Source organism: Aeromonas sp. R7-4 (genome assembly GCF_040908055.1).
Classification (GTDB): Bacteria; Pseudomonadota; Gammaproteobacteria; order Enterobacterales; family Aeromonadaceae; genus Aeromonas; species Aeromonas sanarellii.
Genome location: NZ_JBFODA010000056.1, coordinates 1 through 21,019, shown reverse-complemented (window position 1 = coordinate 21,019; position 21,019 = coordinate 1). Strand labels below are relative to the sequence as shown.

The window sequence follows — 21,019 nt, the reverse complement described above, 5'->3', positions numbered from 1 at the left end:
ATCTTATCGTCAGCGGGAGCAGGATGCAGTTCAGGGATTTCTTGCCGGTATCGACCAATACCAGCCTCAAAGAGAGTTGTTACGGCGCCCTTGGCGCCCTCATCGGTTTGCTCGGCACCGCCTTGCTGTGCCGCTGGGGGCTGGGGCTCGAGGTGCACTGGCTCATCGCGCCCATGGGGGCCTCCGCCGTGCTGCTGTTTGCCGCCCCCGCCAGCCCCCTGGCCCAGCCCTGGTCCATCCTGGTGGGCAACGGGGTGTCGGCGCTGATGGGGGTATTGAGTGCCAGCCTGGTGCCGGACATGGCCCTCGCCTCGGCCCTGGCGGTGATGCTGGCCATCGCCGCCATGTTCCTCACCCGCAGTCTGCACCCGCCGGGCGGCGCCGTGGCCCTGACCGCCGTGATCGGCGGGGAGGGGATCCGGGCGCTGGGGGTGAGTTACGTCTTGCTGCCGGTGCTGCTCAACTCCCTGTTGCTGCTGAGTCTGGGGCTGCTCTACAACCGGCTGCTGGGACGCCGTTATCCCCATGGCGGCAAGGTGGCCCCCAATCGCCACCAGACCGCGGATCCCCAGCCGAGCGCCCGGCTCGCCACCGGGGACATCGACTTCGCCCTGGAGAAGCACGGGGAGTTGCTGGACATCAGCCGCCAGGATCTGCAGGAGCTGCTGCAGGAGGCCCAGTTGCACGCCCTGCGGGGGCGGGTGGGCACGGTGCGCTGCCAGGATGTGATGTCGCGGGATCTCGTCGTCACGGCGCCGACAGCGTTTGCCATGACCGCCTGGCACCTGCTCTCCCACCACCAGATCAAGGCGCTGCCGGTGGCGGACGAGGAGGGCAGGCTGGTCGGCATCATCACCCTGCACGATCTGATGATCGACCGGGCAGGCCGCCAGCCCAGGGTGCGCGCCGAGCTCGAGCGGCTGAGGGTGGCGGATCTGATGACCCGGGAGGTGCGCACGGCGCGGCGCTACCAGCCGCTCTACGATCTGGTGGAGGCCTTCTCCGACGGCGGCCTGCACCACATGCCGGTGGTGGAAGGGGACAAACTGGTGGGGATCATCACCCAGTCCGACATGGTGGCGGCCCTCTTCACCCTGGCCCTGAAACCCGGAATGGCGAAAGAGGGGGCTCCCGCCAGCGAGCCATAAGAAACGGGCCCCGCGAGGGGCCCGTGTCGTTCAGGGTTTGCGGTAGACGGTCTCCCCCATGAAGACCGTCTGCTCGACCCGGGTGTCCGCGATCCGCTCCGGGGTGCCGGCCTGAATCAGGGCGTACAGATCCCGGTCCAGCACGATGAAGTCCGCCGACTTGCCCGCCTCGATGGAGCCGGTGATGTCCCCCTGTCGTACCGCCCTGGCCCCGTTGATGGTGTAGGCGGCCAGCATCTCGGTCAGCGAGGTGCGCTGGCTGGCGCGATATTCATCGCCGCTGCCGGCGGACTGCACTATACCTGCCGCCATGTTCTCGAACGGGCGCGGATCCCGGCTGTCCACCGGGGCGTCGCTGCCGGCCACCAGCACGGCTCCCGCCTTGCGGCTGCTCTCGACCGGGTAGAGGGCTCCGTGCAGGTAGCCCTGGGGATCGTAGATCGCCTCGGTGAGGGGCTGTCCCGCCTTGCCTGGCTGGATGAAGGGGGTGACCAGCATGTCGTAGGCGAGCTGGGGCGTGGTCCAGGCGTAGGTGAAGGTGAGGTAGAGGCCGAGCGCGCCGAGGCGGCGCTGATCGTCCGGATGCACCACCTGCAGATGGGCCAGGGTGTGGGGAATGCCGCTGTCGCCGTGGTGGGCGCGAGCTGCCTCCAGGGCATCGAGGGCCACCCGGGTGCTGCGATCGCCGATGCTGTGCATGTGGATGCCAAAACCGGCTTCATCCAGCGCCGTGACGTAGCGCGCCAGATCCGCCTCCCGGTAGTTGACGATGCCGTTGCTGCCCGCGTCCTCGCTGTCCGCGGTGATGCTCACCTCGCCGCTGGCGGGGTCCATGGCGAGGTGTGGGTGCAGGTAGTTCTCCAGCATGCCGGCGTTGGGCAGGAAGGGGGGCGTGGTGAAGGGATCCCCTTCCAGCACCCCGTCGAGGAAGATTTTCACCGTGTCGGCCTTGATCAGGGGGTTGCCTGCGAAGGCATCGCGCACCTGGTTCGCCTTGGCCAGGTGCCCCTCGATGTCCAGCCTGCCGGCGTAGTCATCCTGGTGGAAGCAGGTGGCGGCGGTGATCCTCATGTGCAGCAGCCCCTGCTCCTGCATGGTGCGCAGCCGATCGCGGATGAAGTCGCTGGCGCAGGCGTCCTGCACCCCTGTGATGCCGCGGGACGCCATCAGCTCGGCGATGGCGGGGAGGATCTGGTCGTACTGGGCCGCGGCCTGCTCGCCGCTTGCGCTCAGCACCCCGGTGTCGGGCACAGCGATGGCGCTGCGAGCGGCGTCCCGCACGACGCCACTGGCCAGATCCACATAGGGGCTCAAGGCCTCGAACACGCCGCCGGGCGCCAGGGTGGCGGGGTTGAAGCCGACCACATTGCCGTCCTTGTCCGCCGCCTGGGCCAGCGCCAGGCTGTTGTAACCGCCGGCGTGGCCGTCGACCCCGGCCAGCATCACGGGATTGTCCGGCGCCGCCGCGTCCAGGGCCGCGAGCAGGGTGGCATGGGCGGCGGTGGGGGCGTTGCCGTCATAGGGGGACCACTGGTTGACCACCAGCCAGTCCCCCTTCTCGGGGGCGTAGCGGGGCAGGCACTCCCTGACCTTGGCCACGAGCTGATCCAGATTGACGGCCTCGCCGTCCAGATCGCACATGTCGAGCGCCACAGTGCCGAGCAGGTGGATGTGGTTGTCGTGCAGGCCGGGCAGCACCATCCTGCCCTGCAGATCCACCACCCGGGTGGCCTGGTTCCTGAGGGCCTCGGCCCCTTCGCGGGAGCCCACATAGGTGAACTTGCCGCCCTGCACCACCATGGCCTCGGCCTGGCTGCGGGCGTCATCCTGGGTGTGGATCCTGGCGTTGAGGTAGAGGGTGTTGGCCTGCGGCGGTTCACTGCTGTCCTGTTGGCAACCGATCAGCAGGGTGCCGGCCAGCAGGGCGATGAGACCCGGCCTGAAGGGGGGAAATGGGCTATCCATAGCGTGCTCTCCTGGGTTGATTGCAGTGATTACTGCAAATATGGGCACCTATGGTTATTGCAGCCTTTGGCGAAAACGCCAGTGATTGCTGCACTTTTTTTGACTTGTGTTTATCTTGTCTCATCATGTAGTTATGAAAGACAGTCACCATGGCGGGATAAATGGTATGGGGGAACATTCGCTGCCTGACGGCCTCTGCATGCGGCGCCAGCCCAGGCAGCAGCGCAGTCAGGAGGTGGCGTCGCGTATCGAGCAGGCCACCCTGGATCTGCTGCAGGAGCAGGGGTTCGCGGCCCTCAACACCAATGCCATCGCCGCCCGGGCCGGGGTGGGGATCAAGTCCCTCTACCATCTCTACCCCAACAAGGAGGCGATCATCTGCCAGCTGGCCATGGCCTGGCTTTCGGCGGTGTGCGAGGCCCAGGAGGCCATCCGCACGCAGGCCGACAGCTGGCCGCAGACACTCCTGCTGCTGGATGAGGCGCTGGAGGCGCTGGACGCGCGCTTCGTCGGCTACGGGGCGCTGTGGCAGGCGATGGATCTCATCCCCGCCCTGCACCAGGTGGAGCAGGAGCACGAGGGGCGCCAGATTGCGTTCTGGTCCGAGCGGCTGCGCCATTTCGGCTGCCGCTGGCCAGAGCCCGAGCTCACCACCCTGGTGCGCTACTTCTACCGCACCGCAGACGTGGCCAGGCAGTGCACCAAGGGGCAGGGGGAGGCGGGCAGCGCACTGTGGCAACTCCATCGGCGCTGGAGCGAGCAACTGGTGGCGACGGCCATCGCCGAGCCGGATCCGGCGCGGGTCTGGCACTCCCTGCCCGGGCTGGTGCCCGTGCCCTGACGAGGCGTGAAAATACGAGAGAGGGAGTGCCTGGCACTCCCTCTCTCGTCTGAACCCGGTGGCAGAGCTAGCCGTAGCGAGCCAGGGTCAGCCCCTCGTCGCTGATGGCGGGGGGGTTGCCCGTGATGAGATCCGCCAGCAACTGGCCGGAGCCCGCCGCCATGGTCCAGCCCAGGGTGCCGTGGCCGGTGTTGAGCCAGAGCCCGGGGATGGGGCTCGGGCCCACCAGGGGCGTGCCGTCCGGGGTCATGGGGCGCAGCCCGGTCCAGAAGCTGGCCTGCGCGAGATCGCCCCCTTCGGGGAAGAGATCCCGCACCACCATGGCCAGGGTGTCGTGGCGCTTGGGGTTGAGCGCCAGGTTGAAGCCCGAGAGTTCGGCCATGCCGCCGACCCGGATCCGCTCGTCGAAGCGGGTGATGGCCACCTTGTAGGTCTCGTCCAGCACAGTGCTGCGGGGGGCACCGGCGGCATCCGTCATCGGCAGGGTGAGGGAGTAGCCCTTGACCGGGTAGACGGGGAGCGCTATCCCGAGGGGGCGCAGGAAGCCGGTGCCATAGCTGCCGAGGGCACAGACGATGGCGTCGGCCTGGAAGCGCCGCTCGCCGGCCCGGACCGCCACGGCGCGTCCTTTCGCGATCTCGACCTCGTCGATGGGGCAGTTGAAGACGAAGGTCACCCCGAGCCGACGAGCCTCGTCAGCCAGGGCCCGGGTGAAGCGGAAGCAGTCCCCTGTCTCGTCTCCCGGCAGGCGCAGGCCCCCCACCACCTTGCCGTGTACCCGCGCCAGGGCGGGCTCCACCTCCTCGCAGCCGCTGGCATCCAGGGACTGGTAGGGGACGCCGTACTCTTCCAGCACGGCGATGTCGCGCTGGCTGGCATCGCGCTGGGCCTGGCTGCGGAACAGTTGCAGGGTACCGAGCTGGCGCCCTTCGTACTCGAGGGCCAGCTCCTCCCTCAGGGCCTTCATGCAGTCGCGGCTGTATTCGGCCAGCCGCACCATGCGCCCCTTGTTGACCGCATAGGCGGCCGGAGTGCAGTTGGCGAACATCTTCAGCATCCAGCTCAGCTGGAAGGGATCCGAAGTGGGGCGCACCGTGAAGGGGGCGTGTTTTTGCAGCAGCCACTTGGCCGCCTTGAGGGGGATCCCGGGAGCCGCCCAGGGAGAGGCATAACCCGGGGAGATCTGACCCGCATTGGCATGGCTGGTTTCAAGGGCCACCCCGTCACGTCGCTCCAGCAGGGTCACCTTGTGACCGGCCTTGGCCAGATACCAGGCGCTGGTCACGCCGACCACGCCACCACCGAGTACCACTATGTCCATCTTGTCTCTCCTTGACTGGGGCCTCCACCTTAATCAGCCGCCACAGGATATTCAACTGGTGTCGATGTCATTGGTGGTTATCGCTATTCACATTTTGTTAACTGGCTCTCAATGTTGTCATTTACTCACTTTCTGGCATGAAATCCGGTCGATTCAGAGCCGCCCCAGGTGGAGCAGATGGTGCTCCGCCGTCGCCAGTATCGCCTGCCGCTGCGCCTCGGGTTGGCCGTCCCAGTTGGCATAGGGGAGGGCGAGGCGGGGATTGGCTCCCAGCTTGTCCCGATGGCGCCAAAGAAAGTGCCAGTAGAGGCTGTTGAACGGGCAGCTCTCCGGCCCGCTGCGGGCCTTCACCTCATAGCGGCACCCCTTGCAGTAGTGGCCCATGCGCGCCAGATAGGCGCCGCTGCTGGCGTAGGGCTTGCTGCCCGTCAGGCCGCCATCGGCAAACTGGCTCATGCCGCGGGTGTTGGGCAGCTCCACCCACTCGATGGCGTCCACGTAGATGCCCAGATACCAGGCATCCACCTCATCCGGGTGGATACCCGCCAGCAGGGCGAAGTTGCCGGTCACCATGAGCCGCTGGATGTGGTGGGCATAGGCGTGATCCAGAGACTGGCGGATGGCGTGGCGCACGCAGGCCATTTTAGTTTCTGCGCTCCAGAAAAAGCCGGGCAGGGGGCGATCGGCCTCCAGAAAATTGACGCGTCCATAGTCCGGCATCTGCTCCCAGTAGAGGGTGCGGACGAACTCGCGCCAGCCGAGGATCTGGCGGATGAACCCCTCCACCTGCGCCAGGGTAATGGTGGCCTGGTTGGCCTGCCAATGGGCTTCGGCTGCGCGGATCACCTCGAGGGGATGGAGCATCTTGCTGTTGAGTGAAAACGACAGGCGGCTGTGAAACAGGCTCCAGCCCCGCTCGCTCAGGGCGTCCTGATAGCGGCCGAAGTGGGGCAGGCAGTGCACCAGAAAGTGTTCGAGCAGTTCGCGGCTCTGGCGCCGGGTGACGGGCCAGGGCAGGGCGCCGGCATCGGCTGTGCCAATGGTGCTGACGCCGTGGCGGGTCAGCATGGCGTCTATCTCCCTCACCTCGTTGGCAAAGGTGAGGGGCGTCGGGATGGGCTGGCTCGCCGGCAGCCTGGCGCGGTTCTCGTCATCGAAGTTCCAGCGCCCGCCCAGGGGCTGGCCGCATTCATCGAGCAGCACCTGGTACTGTTTTCGCAGGGCGCGATAGAAGAACTCCATCCTGCCGTGGGGGTAGCGGCGCCAGCCATCCCTGGGGGTCAGAAAATGCTCGCTGTCCACCTCGCGGGCCGGGATGGCGAGGCCAGCAGCCCACTGGGTAAGCTGGCTCGCAAGGCGCCACTCGTCCGGGCTCTGCCAGGCAAAGCGCTCGGCCTGATGCGCTTCGAGCTGGGCCGTCAGCAGGGTGGGCAAGTCGGGCCAGGGGGCGCTCTCGTCCAGGGTCAGGTAGCAGACCCGGTGGCCCGCCTGGGTGAGGGCGGCGGCGAAGGCGCGCATGGCGGCAAAGAAGGCGAGCACCTTCTGGCGATGGTGGCGGCAGTAGTCCGTCTCCTGGCGCAGCTCCGCCATCAGGTAGCAGACCCTGGGATCCGGCGTACGAAACCAGCTGTGGCCGGCATTCAGCTGATCGCCGAGGATGAGGCGCAGCTCCATCAGGCGTGCTCCTTCTGACGGCGGCAGCGTTCGCTGCAGTAGCGCACCTCCTGCCAGCAGCGCGCCCACTTGCGCCGCCAGGCGAAAGGACGCTGGCAGACGGGACAGATCTTCTCGGGTAGATGGGGTTTGAGGTGCATGCTCCGCCTCGTTCACTGGGTTGACTATCTCTGCCTGCATAACGAAGCGCAGCCAGGATGGGATCACCGCGGGACGGGAAAGGCGGCGCTGCGGCTCGTGAGGGGAGAGGCGCAATGAGAAGGCCCCCGCACCGGCAGGTGCGGGGGCCTTCTGTGGCCGTTACTGGTTGCTGAACAGCTTGGCGGGAGGCGTGGACTGGGCGGTCAGGGTCATGCGGCCCGAGGTCTCCAGCCAGCTCTTGATCTTTCTTGCATCGGCCACCCGTTCATTGGTGGTGTTGGCGTGGAGCAGCACCATGACCACGGGCTCGTTGTTGACCCGGGTGCCCATGACCAGGCAGCGACCCGCCTCGCGGATATAGCCGGTCTTGGAGACCAGGATGGGCCATTCGCCTTCCCGGACCAGGCGGTTGGAGTTGAGATAGTGCAGCTGGCGCTTGCCGTTGCGCACCAGGCGCTGCTCGGAGGCGGTGTACTGGCGGATCAGCGGGTAGGTGGACGCAGCGGCGGCCAGCTTGGCGAGATCGTGGGCGGTGGAGACGTTGCGCGGGTTGAGACCTGTGCTGTCGGCGAAATGGGTGCTCCACATGCCGAGCATGCGGGCCTTGGCATTCATTGCCTCGATAAAGGCCTTGCGGCCACCCGGGTAGTGCCGTCCCAATGCCGAGGCGGCGCGGTTCTCCGACGACATCAGGGCAATGTGCAGCATGTCGGCGCGGCTCAGGCGCGAGCCCACCGCGAGGCGCGAGCCCGTGCCCTTGAGTCTGTCCACGTCGTCCATGGTGACGGTCAGGGTCTCGTTGAGGCGCTGGTTGCCGTCCAGCACCACCAGCGCCGTCATCAGCTTGGTGATGGAGGCGATGGACATCACCCGGTTGGCGTTGCGTTCGGCCAGGATCTCGCCGGTTTTCGGGTTGGCGACCACGTAGGCATCGGATCTCAGGGCGAGATTGGTGCGAGGCTCGAGCAGGCTGTTGGTGGAAGAAGAGGTCGCAGAAAACGGGTTGGCATGGGCGCTTTCCATGCTGGCGGGAAGGAGGAAGGCGCCGAGCAGCAGGGGAAGAAAAGGGCGAAGGTTCATGATTGGACTCTACTACGACTCACAGGGACATTTGGCTAAGTTATATGACGGTAATTGACGCTTCACAACGTCTGGCGGCCCGATATTTTAATTTTATGGGTTGGCGCACCTTGAAATAACCTGCTTCGGGGCTATGGGCGCACCCAGGGGAGTCATGACGGACTGGCCTAGGTCCCTTGTGCTCCCGACACGGTGCGCACTATAAGCCGGTGATGGCCGTGCTGACGACTCTTTTCGCACCTCAGGAAGCATTGCCCCGTCGAAAACGCCATTAATGACCCTGATGACGGGGGAAACGGCGTCAGCGCAGGGAAAAGGGGGCGCCGTTTTTGCAGCCGTCGGGGCCGACTCAGCCCCCCATCATCCGCGCGGTCTGAATGGCCTCGATCAGCGCGGCCCGGTTGATGCGGGGGCGTTCCTCGTCCAGCAACTGCTGCCAGAGGGCGATGGCCCGGGAGTAGCGGCCGTGCAGGAAGTGATCGGAGGCGAGCAGCATCAGGGCGCTCACCTCACCCTTGTCCTGCTTGAGCGCACTATCGAGCAGGCGCTTGGCCTCCGGGGTCAGCTGCTGGCCCGCCTGGTAGTAGAGCACTGTGGCCTGGGCGGCCTGGGTCGCGGCGCTGGCCCCCCCTTCCTGCAGGGCGAGGCGCTGGTAGGCGAGCAGGGCGTTGTCGTACTCGTCCCGATACAGATACAACTGCCCGAGCGCCGCCCAGGCCTCGAGATCGGCGGGGTTGGCTTGCAGGCGCTGGTGCAGGGCGCCCAGTTCTTTGTCTTGCAGATCCCGCGGGCTCAATCCCGCCAGCGGATCGGGGCGCGACTGATAAGCCTGCCACGCCTGATAGCGGCCGGTGCCGGCATAAATACCGGCCATCAGCGCCAGCAGCAGGGCCCCAAGCAGTATCCAGGCGCGCAGCCAGAGCTGCGGACGAGCGGTGCGATCCCTTACCAGCCGATCGCGCAGAGTTTGCTCGGCGGTTGGGGTGGCGTTGGCGAGGCGGGCCAGCTCCAGCTCCCGGTAGAGGCGGCTGTGGGGGGCAAGCCCCGCCTGCTGCTCGGCCATGATCAGCCGGTTCAGCTCGGCCCTGGGGTCGTGGGCGAGCGCCCCCTCGGCTCTGTCGCCGATAAGCGGCACCCGCGCCGGTTGCCGGCGATGCAGGCTCCTGCGCAGGCGATTGAGGGCCAGCAACAGCAAGAGGGCGGGGCCGCCCCACAGCAGCGCCGTGCTGCGCTTGAAGGGGGGATCGTAGCGCACGAAATCGCCGAAGCGCTCCGTCATGCGGGCGATCACCTGCTCATCAGACTGCCCCTCGTCCACCCAGCGATAGACCTCGAGCCGCAGATCCCGGGCGATGGGGGAGTTGGACTCCACCAGGTTCTGGTTCTGGCACTGGGGGCAGCGTAGGGCGCGGGCCAGATCCTGAGCGCGGGTCTGCCGCTCGGGGTGGCGAAACTCATAGGTGTCGACCCCGCTGGCAAGGGCTCCGAGGCTTAATGCCAGCAAGAGCGGCGCAATGAGGGTGTGGCCGAGACGGCTCATGGCTTGCTCTCCTGCGCTTGTCTCTCCACTTCGGGCTGGCCGGCGGTGTTGCTGCGGGCCTTTGCAAGCAGGGGGGCAAACTGGCGTTGCCAGATCTCCCGGGTGAGCAGGCCGGTATGACGGGTCAGTAGGGTACCGTCGCCGGCGAAGAGATAGGTCTCCGGCGTGCCGTAGACGCCGAGCTCCAGGGCGAGTCGGCCGTCGGGGTCGGCCAGCACGGCGCGATAGGGGTTGCCTGCCTTTGCCAGCCAGGCGCGGGCGGCATCTCCCTTGTCCCGGTAGTTGAGGCCGTAGAGGGGCACGGCGCTGGCCAGCTCACCCAGCAGCGGATGTTCGGCGCGGCAGTTGGGGCACCAGCTGGCCCAGACGTTGAGCACGAAGGGCGCCCCCTTGAGTGCCGCGGTGTGGATGGGGGCGCCACCAAACAGATCGTCACTCTGCCAGGCTGGCAGAGTGCGCCCTGCGACGGCCTCATCCTGGCTGTAGGGGTTGTTGCCAAGGCCGAGCCAGAGCAGGGCACCGAGCCCCAGGGTGAACACGAGCGGCACGAACAGGCGCAGACGGGCGTTCATAAGGACTCCTGTTCGAGCCGAGGGTAGGGGGCGGCAGCTGGTGCAGGATGGTTAGCCAGCAGCGGCCGGCGGACGATCAGGCGCAGGGTGCCACCCGCCATCATCAACAGGCCACCGAACCAGATCCAGCGCACCAGTGGCTTGTAGTGCAGCCTCATGGCATAGGCGCCGGGCCCCGTCTTCTCGCCAAGCACCACGTAGAGATCGCCGAGCATTCCCCATTTGATCCCGGGTTCGTTCATGTTCATGGTGCGCACGCTATAGTGACGCCGCTCCGGCGTCAGCCGCGCCACCTCTTTACCATCCTGATGCACGCTGAGAGTGATGCGCTCGGCGGTGTAGTTGGGGCCGATGAGCGGCTCGCTCCCCTCGTAGCGAAACTCGAAGGCGCCGAGCCGATAGGGCTGGCCTGCGGCGAGTACGGCGCCCCCCTCCTGACTGTGGTGACTCACCTGCGCGATGCCGAGGGCGCACACCGCCACCCCGAGGTGGGCCAGCAGGCTGCCGAACCGATTGAGGGTGAGCTCGCGCAGCGACGTCGGCTGCAAGAGCGGGAGCAGCAGGCTGGCCATCAGCCAGAGGCTCAGCACGTTGGCCGCAAGCCCCAGCCAGCTTGCCCGCAGCGGCTCGGGATAGGCGAGGCTCAGCCAGGTGCCCCCCAGCAGGCCGAACAGGCATGGGAGCAGCACCTTGATGCGGCGCTGGGCTGCCAGATGCTGCCAGCGCAGGCGCGGCAGCTGGGTCATCAGCGCCATCAGGCAGAGGGCCAGCGGCACGAAGATGGTATTGAAATAGGGGGCACCCACCGAGAGCGAGCCCAGATGGAGCGACTGGAACACCATGGGGTAGAAGGTGCCGAGCAGCACGCTGGCGCAGGCCACGCAAAGCAGCAGGATGGTGGCGCCGAGCAGCCCCTCTTTTGACAGCAAGCCGAAGCGGGCATAGGGGGCGCGAATGTCCGCCCGCAGGGCAAACAGGGTGAGGGCGCAGGTCAATAGCAAGCCGAGCAGCAACAAGAGGGTGAGGCCGCGGCTGGGGTCGACCGCAAAGGCGTGCACCGAGGTGAGCACCCCGGAGCGCACCACGAAAGTGCCGAGCAGGCTTAAGGCAAAGGTAAAGATGGAGAGCAGCAACACGGCGTGACCGTAAGCCCCGCGCTTCTCGCACACCACCAGAGCGTGCAGCAGGGCGGTACCGAGCAGCCAGGGCAAGAGGGAGGCATTTTCCACCGGATCCCAGAACCACCAGCCGCCCCAGCCGAGCTCGTAATAGGCCCACCAGGAGCCCAGCACTATGCCGGCGGTGAGAAACACCCAGGAGCCGAGCGCCCAGGGGCGACTCCAGTGAGCCACGGCGCCGTCGAGCCGACCCGAGTGCAGCGCCGCCATGGCGAAGGCGAAGTTGACCGCAAAGCCGACGTAACCGAGATAGAGCAGGGGCGGGTGGATGATGAGGCCGATGTCCTGCAGCATGGGGTTGAGATCGCGCCCCTCCAGCGGCCCCGGGAACTGGCGGTCAAACGGGCTGGAGAAGATCAGGGTATAGAGGCCGAACAGCCCCACGATCAGCCCCATGATGGCCAGTACCCGGATGCGGATCAGCGGATCGACCCGCCTGGAGCAAAGGGCCACCAGCGCGCCCCACAGTCCCAGCGCAAAGACGAAGAACAGCATGGAGCCCTCGTGGCCGCCCCACACGGCCGCCAGCTTGAAGCCAAGGGGCAGGGCGCTGTTGGCGTGCTGGGCCACATAGACCAGGGTAAAGTCATCCTGGCCAAAACAGCTGGCGAGCAGCAGCAAGGCGGCCCCGAGCAGGAGCGCGACCAGGAGGGCCAGCGGTGCTGCGCAGCCGAGCAGCGGGCGTGAGGCGAGCCGCAGTCCCAGCCAGGGCAGCAGCCCTTGCAGCAGGGCGAGCCCGGTCGCCAGCAACAGTGAGAGATAGCCGAGCTCCGCCAGCACACAACCTCCAGTCAATCATTCGTCTATGTTATGCCGCAGCGTCTGCACCGTACCGGCGCTGGGGGATAACATCCACATTCCAGGTAACAACCAATCGCAACCACTCAGCGCAACAAATAAGCGCCAGTCACCCGAAGGTGGCTGGCGCTGGTGATCATACCGTTATACGACTGTCATTTGACCGGCATAGAGCACGAAGTAGCGCAGCAGCAGGATCCCCACCAGGGTCAGGCTGCAGACCAGCACCAGATAGCCGTTTTTGGCCCGCAGCGGCGCGGGGGCCAGCAGAGCCAGCAACTGGGGCAGCAGCATGCCGATGCCCACCACCCCGAGCCAGAACACCTGAGCCCAGAAGCCGCTGCCGATGGCGGCCCACATGGCTGCCTCCTTCTGGCCGCCACCGAAGTAGAGGCCGGTAAAGAAGCAGACCAGCAGCAACACCTCTACCGCCAGCACCGGCCGCTCGAAGCGGTGGACGAAGCTCACCCCCTGGCTGTGATGGTTCTCCCTGAACAGGGTGACCGCCAGCAAGATGGTGGAGGCGATGCCGGAGCTGACGCCGGAGATGAGGAACAGCACCGGCAACACAGGGTTGTTCAACAGCGGATAGGTCTTGAGCGCCGACAACAGAAAGCCGGTGTAGGCCCCCAGCAGCACGGCAAGCAGCAGCAAGAGCGGCGCCAGCAGCCGCTCGATGCGGGCAAGCCAAGCGATCAGGCTATCCACAAAGGCGAACTTCTCTTGCAGCAGGTGACTGCGCAAGGTCTCGATCTCGGAGCGAAACACCACCGCCAGCCAGGCGAACAGCACCGCCATGTAGACCTGAAACAGCATGACCCCCATCGACATCACGGAGTCGAACTGGTAGTGGAACATCAGCTTCCAGAAGGTCCAGGGGCGGGCCAGATGGAAGATGAGGATCAGTAACCCCAGCACCACGCTCACCGGCGCCAGAATGGCGGTCGCCTTGATGATGCCGCTCTCGCTGCCGGCCCCCTTGCGGCGCAGCAGCACCGACAGGGTGGTGGCCCCGGCGGAGATACCGAGCAGAAAGAGATAGATGGCTATGGGCCAGTCCCACACCAGCGAGGAGAAGTGAAATGCGTCATGCAACATGATCCATTCCTCCTTCTGTTACTGCGGTAGATGGCGATCGGACAAATCCCCAGACAAGGGAAGGGAAGTAAAATGCCTCTTGCATGGTCATGACGTTATCTCCCCTTTGGGCACGCGGTACATCTTGGGCGAGGTGCCGAGTGCCTGCTTGTAGCGATAGGTGGTCTGCTTCATCAGCCGTTGGGCGATGGGGCTGTCCGGGTCATCCAAATTGCCGAACACCAGCGCCTTGGTGGGGCAGGATTCCACGCATGCCGGCTCCTTGCCCGCCGCCAGGTTGGTCTTGCGGCAAAAGTCGCACTTATCGGCAACCTTGGTCACAGGGTTGATAAAGCGCACCTGATAGGGGCAGGCGGCCAGACAGTACATGCAGCCGACGCAGAGATCCGGGTTGACGTCGACGATGCCATCCTCCTTGCGGATATGGGAGGCACCGGTGGGGCAGACGTGTACGCAGGGAGCGTTGTCGCAGTGCTGGCAGGACTTGCGAAAGAAGTGGTACTCGGCATCGGGGAAGGCCCCGATGGGGCCGGAGCGGAGGATCTCGAGGCGCGAGACCCCCTCCGGCACCTGATTCACCTCCCGGCAGGCATCCATGCAGGCGGTACAGCCGATGCAGGCCGTCTCGTCGTGGATCATGCCATAGCGGACCCCGTCGATGGTCTGGCTGTGGGCGAGGGTGGCCGTGCCGGCACGCACTTGGCCCGTCATCATGATAAGGGCCCCCGCGCCCATGCCCGCCATAAAGTCACGGCGAGAGCAGCTCATGGCGCCTCCTTGCCCAGGCTGGCAGTCTGGTTGGCTGCCTTGGCCTGATGCTGCTTGCTGTGGCAGTCGACGCAGAGCTTGATGCGGGACTTCTCCGGAATTGCCACCATGGGCTCCTTGGCCGGGTGCAGCTGGTGGCAGCTGGTGCAGGTGAGCCTGGTAGCGTGTACGTCGTGGGCCCAGAGCGCCTCGCGCAGGGGTTTGGGCTCGTGACAGCTCATGCAGACCCCGTTCTGCTCGGCGATGGGATAGCTCTCGGTGCTCTGCTTTTCTGCCAAGGCGCTTTGCTTGTCTGCTAGGGCGCTTTGCTTGTCATTGAAGCTGTCGCTAAAGCGCATCACATCCTTGACCCCTTCCCTGTGCTGGGGGGAGGGCTGACCATGGCAGTTTGTGCAGGTGACCGGCGCCAGGTTGTTGGGGTTGGTCGCCTGGCCGTGCTTGCCGTGCATCCCTTCGACCTGCTCCTTGTGGCAGTCGGTGCAGGCCTTGTCGGCACTGCGCAGAAATTCCACTTCATGTGTAGTCGGTGCCGGGGCGGTTGCCGCATCGGCGGCCTGGCCCTGCAGGCTGGTCAGCAGCATGGCTGCCATCAGCATCAGTCGTAAGAAATCCATCGTTAAATCACCCATAGGAAGCCTCCATCCGGCTGCAGGCCCGACACTGCGGGCCCGCATGCCTCGTCATTGTGCGAGCCGTCCGGCCGCTTTGGCCTCGGCATCCCAGGCGGGGACTGTGCTCTTGAGGAACTGGGCCTTGTCGCTGTTCATCTGCTTCATGTCCATGCCAAGAGCGGCCTGGGCCTTCTCCTTGCTGGAGATGTCAGGAATGGCGATCTCGTGGCTGATCCCCTTGGCGGCCAGCAGGCGTGCCAGCTTGGTGCGGGCGTCGGCGGCCTTGTCCAGGGCGGTTCCCAGCATGCGCAGCGCCACTTCCGGGGCGTGCATCTGCACCCCGTGGGAGGCGATGGAGAAGTCCCAGCGCCATTGGGCGTGACGGATGTCCTGCAGAATGTCCTTCATCTCGGCCTCGGTGGCGCCGGCATCCCAGGCGGCCTTGGCCTCGAAGTGGGCGTGCACCAGCTGCTTCTCGACTTTCAGCTTGATTTCGGTGACGGCGTCCTTGCGCTGCTTGACCACCCCTTGCAGCATCTCCTTGCTCTGGGTGTGGCAGTTGCGGCAGGTCTGATCGAAGCGATCGAAGGGGTTGCCCACCTTGTGATCGGTGTAGACCTTGCCCTGCTCGTTCTGCACCTTGGGCATGTGGCAGTCGACGCAGGCGACGTTGTTCTGGCCGTGAATGCCGGCGCGCCAGGTCTCGTACTCGGGGTGCTGGGCTTTGAGCATGGGGGTCCTGGAGAGGGCGTGGGTCCAGTCGGCGAAGCCTATTTCATCGTAATACTGCTCCATCTGCTCCACTGTGGTGCCCTTGTCCCAGGGGAATTTCACCGCCTTGGTGGGGCCGCTGAAGTAGTACTCCACGTGGCACTGGCCGCACACCTGGGACTGCTGATCGAAGCGCCCCTGCTCCTTGAACGGCTTGTGGATGGCGGTCATGGCCCGGTCGGCATAGGGACGGGAGAGGTGCAGGGCGGGTTTGCCCTCCTTGAACTCTTTCGAGGCGGTGTCGTGGCAGTCGGCGCAGCCGATGGTGTTGACGATCTCGGGGCCGCCTTTTGCCCACATCCCCTTGAAGTAGCCATCCTCACCCTTCTCGTCGATGACGCGGGCCACGTCCGGGCCTTTGCAGCTCCAGCAGGCCATGGGAAGCGGACCGTCTTCGGCGGTCTTGGGGGCGCCGGTACGCAGGGTTTCCCGCACGTCGGTCAGCGCATAGAAGTGGCCGCGCGGCTTGTTGTAATCCTTGGAGAAGGGGTAGCCGGCCCAGAGCACCACCATCTGCGGATCTTCCGCCAGGGCGTCGGTGCGTTCCTTGCTCGCGCTGGTGCCTTTCCAGCTGGTGAACTGATCGGCGTGATCCTTGGCGAACAGCTCGCTGCGCGCCTCTACCTTGCCCTCGGGGGCGGCCTCCCCTGCCTGCGCCAGAGTGCCGGCACCCAGCAGGGCGGTCAGCAGCAGAGCGGCGAGGCCCTGTCTGCAAGCTTTGTCATATGAACCCACGGTCATCACTCCCAGATAAAAAAGTCCATGTCGGGCCTGACCGTTCCATCTAGCTGTGGACATCTGTGCTCATCATCGACGGGCATGGCAGGCCGATTAATTGTTATGGCTGCATAGAAAGTGCTGTTTATGCAATTGCTCCCGGAGATAATACCAAATGGGTAAAATGGATAATCATTTATCCCCCTGGGAGTTGCGCTAGATCAATTGGCAGGGGGGGAGGATCCCAAAAGTGGGATCCAGGTTGAATTATTGAAATCCATCCGATGGTTAGTCCCACCTTTTTCCTTCGTCAGGGAGGATGGCAAGGGAGTGGCGCCAGGTAAGAGAAGGTGCCGGGGGGAGGCGGGAGATGGGCGGCACCCCTAGTCGAGACAGGTCTGCATTGAGTAAATATTCATTTTATGTCGACAGGGGAGAGGACGAGATGCTCAGCCTGCTGAAATAGCGCACCCTGGAGGCGAGGGCGGCGCGTGTCAGAAGCTGTCGCGCCAGAGGGAGCCAGAAGGGCCATCCTTTCCCTCCGCAGGAGAAATCAGGTCTTTATTTTGGTGAATATCGGGGTTTGCAGCGTTTAATTTAATTAAATAGGAAGGTTTGCGGCATTTACTTTCGATATTTTCGAAAATGCTGAAGGGTTGTATGGGGTGTTTGGCGGTAAAATGTCCGCCTGTCACGGTGGCTTCCCTTAGGCTTCATGTCCTGGGAAGCCTGTGTTTACCCGTTGGAGGATATATGGCCGAGCTGCGAATCGAGAAACCGACTCTTATTGCCAAGGTGGAGGGCGCCGTGTTTGTGATGGATGCCGATGGCGCCCAGCGCCCTGCCACCCCTGGCATGCAACTGGAGCCGGGCATGCGGCTGCTGACCGGATCCGACGGGCAGGTGGAGTTGGCGGACGCGGTTGACCAGCGCCCCGAGCCCGCCCAGCCTGAGGTGGCACTGCCCGCCGGGACGGATGCCGAGCTGGCGAGCCTCCAGGAGGCCATCCGTCAGGGGGCCGACCCGACCGCGCTGTTTGAGGAGACCGCTGCCGGTAACGCGGCGGCCGGCACGGTTGACGGTGTGGCCGGCTCCAGTGCCGGCGGCTTCGTGGTGGTGGATCGCATCAATGATGCGACCCTGGCCGAGGCGGGCTTTGACACCGACCATCAGGGGGCACTGCCAGGCGACGAACTGCGCTATTCGGAAGATCAGGATCTGCTGGCGGCCATCACCATCACGGAGCCCCAGACCGCCGACAACATCATCAACGCCGACGAGGCGACCGGCGTCATCATTCGCGGCTTCGTCGAGGATGTGGAAGTCGGCCAGACGGTGACCGTCACCCTGATCGATCAGGAGGGCAATCGCCTGACCACCACCACAGTGGTGCTGCCCGGCTTTGTCTGGGAGGCAAACTTCGGCGACGTCACCGGCAAGCTGGTGGATGGTCCGCTGACGATCCAGGCCGATACCCAGGATGCCGCCGGCAACAAGGCCAGCGATCTCGGTCAGACCCTGCTCGATACCATCACCACCATCACCCTCGACCTGGCGGATGAGAGCGACACCGGCGCCAGCCAGGTGGACGACCTGACTAAGGACACCACTCCGTTGCTGCAGGGCAAGGGGGAACCGGGTGCCACCGTCACCCTGAGTCTCGGCGGCAGCGTGCTGGCGGTGCTCGTCGTCGATGGCAACGGCAACTGGCAATACCAGATCCCGAGCGACATGGCGGATGGCGCCTATGATTTTCGTGTCGACTCGGTGGACATCGCCGGCAACCGGGCCAGCGACACCCTGACCGTCACGGTCGACACCCGGGCCGCCATCGACATCGATGATCTCGACACCGGCAGCATCCTGGGCCATGACAAGGTCACCCTGAGCGGCAGCACCAGCGAGGTGGAGGCGGGCCAGCGGGTGACCATCACCCTCATCGGTCAGAATGGTCAGACCCTCTTCAGCGGCAGCGCTCTGGTGGGCAGTGACGGCCGCTGGCTGCTGGGCGGCCTTGATCTCTCCAGCATCCAGGGCCCCTACGAGGTGCGCGCCGAGGTGACGGATCTGGCGGGCAACCGGGTGATCGACGGGGCCCCCCTCATTGGCCAGAGCGATACCCTGACCCTGTCTGAGGCGGACCTGGCCGAGGGGCCGGTGAGCGCCACCGGCTCCCTGCATACCGGGGCCGGGCTAGATGGCAACCTGCAGGTGAGCTTCGGCGCCGATCAGAGCGCCCTCCAGCAGCTCGGCTTGACCAGCCACGGGACGGCGCTCGCCTACCAGACAAGCGGTCAGACCCTGACCGCCAGTGCAGGGGGCGTGACCGTCTTCACCCTGACCCTGGCCAATGACGGCAGCTATCGCATCGTCTGGCACCAGAGCCTGGATCACGGCCAGGATAGCCTGAGCCTGCCCTTTGCCCTGGAGTACCGCGACAGCGACGGGGATCGGGTGCACGCCAACCTCAACATCAACCTAGTGGACAGCACGCCGCCGGACTTCACCATAGCCCCCGTCACCCTCATTGAGGATGGCTTTGACAACACAGATGCCGTGGTGGGGCAGAGCCCGTTCCTGATCGGGCACCAGTCCGATCCCCTGCTGGCGGACTCCGCCGCCTTCGCCGACCAGGCCGCGACCCTTGCTCGTCTCAACGGCAGCGGTCTTGCCAGCGACGGCCATGTGCTGAGCTTCGAGTTCGGCAGTGATCGCCTGCTCACCGGGTATTACCTCGATGATCAAGGCAATCGGATCGAGGTGATCAGGGCAGAGCTCGGCGCCAGCCAATCCGGCAGCGACGTTCAGGGCAAGGTCACCGTTTCCCTCAGCGGGCCCCTGGATCATCAGGGCAGCGACCGGCTTTCTCTGGGGCTCACCGTCTCCGCCAGGGAGATCGACGGGGACGAGACCCACGCCAACCTTCAGATCGCCATCGACGACGGCTCCGATCCCGGCCTCGGCCTCGACGCCGGCGGCAGTCTGCAAGAGGGCGGGGCCAGCCAGATCCTGGACGGCCAGCTGCCGGTCAATGTGGGCAGCGATCGCCTGGTGTCGCTGAACTTCGAGGCCAATCAGCCCGGCCTGAATGGCCTCACCAGCGGCGGCCAGCCGACCCACTATGAGGTGAACGGCAACCGGATCACCCTGCTGGATGCGGGCAACAAGCCCATCCTGACCGTGACCCTGGGGCTGGATGGCAAATACCAGGTGGTGCTCGATGGCGTACTGGATCAGCCGGTCAGCACCAACAGCGTCAACCTGGGGCTGCAGGTTGTGGGCACCGATTTTGACGGGGACAAGAGCAACCTCGGCACCCTCAATATTCATATCACCGACGGCGTGCTGCCCCAGGTCGACCCCGTCTCCCTCACCCTGGTGGAGGACAGCGACTGGAGCGCGGCCCAGACCCTCACCGGGGATCTGGCCATCACCGCTGGTGCCGATCCCCTGGTCCATATCGGCTTCGATGCCAGCCAGCCCGGCCTGCAGGGCCTCACCAGCGGCGGCGCGCCTGTGGTCATCAGCGTCAGCGGCAACAGCATCAGCGGCGCGGTCAACGGCCAGAATGTCTTCACCTTGACGCTGGATCAGAACGGTCACTACGTCTTTACCCTGAACCAGCCGCTGGATCAGGGCTGTGTCGACAGTCTGCTCAAGGCGGGCTTCACCCTCACGGACAGCGACGGCGACACCGTCTCCTCCACCCTGACCGTGGCCATCGGCGATGGGGCCAATCCGGTCATCAGCGCCGTGACCGGCACCGAGATGACGGAGGCGAACCAGGGCGACGGCGCCGTGGTGAGCACCATGAGCTTCACCGTCAACCACGGTGCTGATGCCTTGGCGCCCGATAGTCTCAAGTTCGATATCGCGGCCATTCAGCAGAGCCTGGATGGCAAGTACAGCAGCCACGGCAGCAAGGTCACCTTCACCCTGGATGCCAACGGGGATCTGGTGGGCACCAGCGCGGATGGCCGCGAGGTGCTGCGGGCCGAGCTGGAACTGGTGGAAACCGACGGCAACTGGAGCGTCACCGCCAAAGTTGTCTTAAGCGGTGAGCTGGATCACCAGGGGAGCGAGTCCCTCAATTTGCCGCTCACCGTAACCCTGACCGACAAGGACGGGGACAGGGTCTCCACCGACTTGCCGCTCATCGTCAAGGACGGCAATGCGCCCGTCTTCGTGGCAGGCAGCGGGGTGAGCCTGGATGAGCGCCATCTCGACGGCAGCAACCCCCTGACCGGCACCGGCCACTTCCAGATCAATGCCGGCTCGGATCGGGTGAGCGAGGTGTCGTTTGCCGACATCAGCGAGCAGCCGGCCCTGACCGCCCTGGGTCAGAGCGTCAAATACGAGCTGGTCGACGGCGATGCCAGCATCCCGGGCAATCAGGTGCTGAAGGGCTATGTGGAAGTCAACGGCCAGCGCGTCGAGGTGCTTCAGGTCGAACTGGTGGGCAAGCTGGACAACGCCGCCAGCAACGGTTTTGACTACAAGGTGACCCTGTTCGAGGGGGTTCACCAGAGCGGCAACACCGTGACCGACCTGCCGTTCAAGCTCAATATCGTCGACAGCGACAAGGGCAGCGGCAACAACGACAGCACCACGGGCACCCTCAACGTCAGCATCGTCGAGGGCGATACCCCGACCCTCACCCTGACCGGGGTGACGCTCAGTGAAGGCCGCTTCGACGGCGCCGCCAACAACCAGACGGCGGACGATCAGCAGGCCACCGGCAGCCTGACCATCACGGCGGACTCCGATCCCGTGGTGGACGTGCGGCTGACCCTCTC

Annotated in this window: 16 protein-coding genes; 3 read left to right on the top strand and 13 right to left on the bottom strand. The window is 65.3% G+C overall.

Annotated elements, in window-relative coordinates; genetic code table 11:
* Nucleotides 1–23 precede the first annotated feature (23 nt).
* Nucleotides 24–1,148: an HPP family protein gene (locus AB5Y72_RS14905; RefSeq protein WP_368199130.1), complete on the top strand. Its 1,125-nt coding sequence runs from the start codon at nt 24–26 to the stop codon at nt 1,146–1,148.
* A gap of 30 nt (nt 1,149–1,178) precedes the next feature.
* On the opposite strand, the gene AB5Y72_RS14900 is transcribed toward AB5Y72_RS14905, so the two are convergent.
* A complete protein-coding gene (locus AB5Y72_RS14900) occupies nt 1,179–3,113 on the bottom strand; it encodes an amidohydrolase family protein (RefSeq protein ID WP_325782572.1) in 1,935 nt (644 codons plus the stop codon).
* A 166-nt stretch (nt 3,114–3,279) separates the two neighbouring features.
* Between AB5Y72_RS14900 and AB5Y72_RS14895 the strand changes: the two genes are divergently transcribed.
* On the top strand, nt 3,280–3,954 hold the full coding sequence (locus AB5Y72_RS14895) for a TetR/AcrR family transcriptional regulator (protein ID WP_042076476.1): 675 nt from the start codon (nt 3,280–3,282) through the stop codon (nt 3,952–3,954).
* A gap of 67 nt (nt 3,955–4,021) precedes the next feature.
* Here the strand turns inward: AB5Y72_RS14895 and AB5Y72_RS14890 are convergent, their stop codons facing one another.
* The 12 genes from AB5Y72_RS14890 to AB5Y72_RS14835 form a co-directional block, all read right to left on the bottom strand.
* Nucleotides 4,022–5,275: a D-amino acid dehydrogenase gene (locus tag AB5Y72_RS14890; protein WP_368199129.1), complete on the bottom strand. Its 1,254-nt coding sequence runs from the start codon at nt 5,273–5,275 to the stop codon at nt 4,022–4,024.
* Nucleotides 5,276–5,428: 153 nt separating this feature from the next.
* The gene (locus AB5Y72_RS14885; protein WP_368199128.1) at nt 5,429–6,949 is read right to left on the bottom strand and encodes a cryptochrome/photolyase family protein; all 1,521 of its coding nucleotides are present in this window, start codon (nt 6,947–6,949) and stop codon (nt 5,429–5,431) included.
* Entirely contained in the window at nt 6,949–7,089 is a 141-nt protein-coding gene (locus AB5Y72_RS14880; RefSeq protein ID WP_216990373.1) for a DUF2256 domain-containing protein, read from the bottom strand. The genes AB5Y72_RS14885 and AB5Y72_RS14880 overlap by 1 nt, the downstream gene beginning before the upstream one ends.
* A 160-nt stretch (nt 7,090–7,249) precedes the next feature.
* Nucleotides 7,250–8,170, bottom strand: coding sequence for a serine hydrolase (locus AB5Y72_RS14875; protein ID WP_042076471.1), 921 nt, complete (start codon nt 8,168–8,170; stop codon nt 7,250–7,252).
* A gap of 349 nt (nt 8,171–8,519) precedes the next feature.
* Nucleotides 8,520–9,710 carry a heme lyase NrfEFG subunit NrfF gene (gene nrfF / locus AB5Y72_RS14870; RefSeq protein ID WP_216990372.1) on the bottom strand — a complete coding sequence of 397 codons (1,191 nt, stop codon included), beginning with the start codon at nt 9,708–9,710 and terminating at the stop codon, nt 8,520–8,522.
* Entirely contained in the window at nt 9,707–10,282 is a 576-nt protein-coding gene (locus tag AB5Y72_RS14865) for a DsbE family thiol:disulfide interchange protein (RefSeq protein WP_325782576.1), read from the bottom strand. The genes nrfF and AB5Y72_RS14865 overlap by 4 nt, the downstream gene beginning before the upstream one ends.
* Nucleotides 10,279–12,240 (bottom strand): heme lyase NrfEFG subunit NrfE, encoded by a 1,962-nt coding sequence (nrfE, locus tag AB5Y72_RS14860; protein ID WP_325782578.1) that lies wholly within the window; start codon nt 12,238–12,240, stop codon nt 10,279–10,281. Before nrfE ends, AB5Y72_RS14865 begins: the two co-directional genes overlap by 4 nt.
* Nucleotides 12,241–12,402: 162 nt before the next feature.
* The gene (gene nrfD, locus AB5Y72_RS14855) at nt 12,403–13,356 is read right to left on the bottom strand and encodes a cytochrome c nitrite reductase subunit NrfD (protein WP_325782579.1); all 954 of its coding nucleotides are present in this window, start codon (nt 13,354–13,356) and stop codon (nt 12,403–12,405) included.
* Between the two features lie 87 nt (nt 13,357–13,443).
* Nucleotides 13,444–14,124, bottom strand: a complete 681-nt coding sequence (gene nrfC / locus AB5Y72_RS14850; RefSeq protein ID WP_368199126.1) for a cytochrome c nitrite reductase Fe-S protein — start codon at nt 14,122–14,124, stop codon at nt 13,444–13,446.
* Entirely contained in the window at nt 14,121–14,753 is a 633-nt protein-coding gene (gene nrfB / locus AB5Y72_RS14845) for a cytochrome c nitrite reductase pentaheme subunit (protein ID WP_128272591.1), read from the bottom strand. Before nrfB ends, nrfC begins: the two co-directional genes overlap by 4 nt.
* Nucleotides 14,754–14,804: 51 nt before the next feature.
* Entirely contained in the window at nt 14,805–16,247 is a 1,443-nt protein-coding gene (gene nrfA / locus AB5Y72_RS14840; protein ID WP_325782582.1) for an ammonia-forming nitrite reductase cytochrome c552 subunit, read from the bottom strand.
* 470 nt (nt 16,248–16,717) lie between these two features.
* Nucleotides 16,718–16,918, bottom strand: coding sequence for a hypothetical protein (locus AB5Y72_RS14835; RefSeq protein ID WP_325782583.1), 201 nt, complete (start codon nt 16,916–16,918; stop codon nt 16,718–16,720).
* Between the two features lie 58 nt (nt 16,919–16,976).
* On the opposite strand from AB5Y72_RS14835, the gene AB5Y72_RS14830 reads away from it, so the two are divergent.
* The coding region (locus tag AB5Y72_RS14830; protein ID WP_368199124.1) for a retention module-containing protein at nt 16,977–21,019 on the top strand (4,043 nt) is incomplete at its 3' end.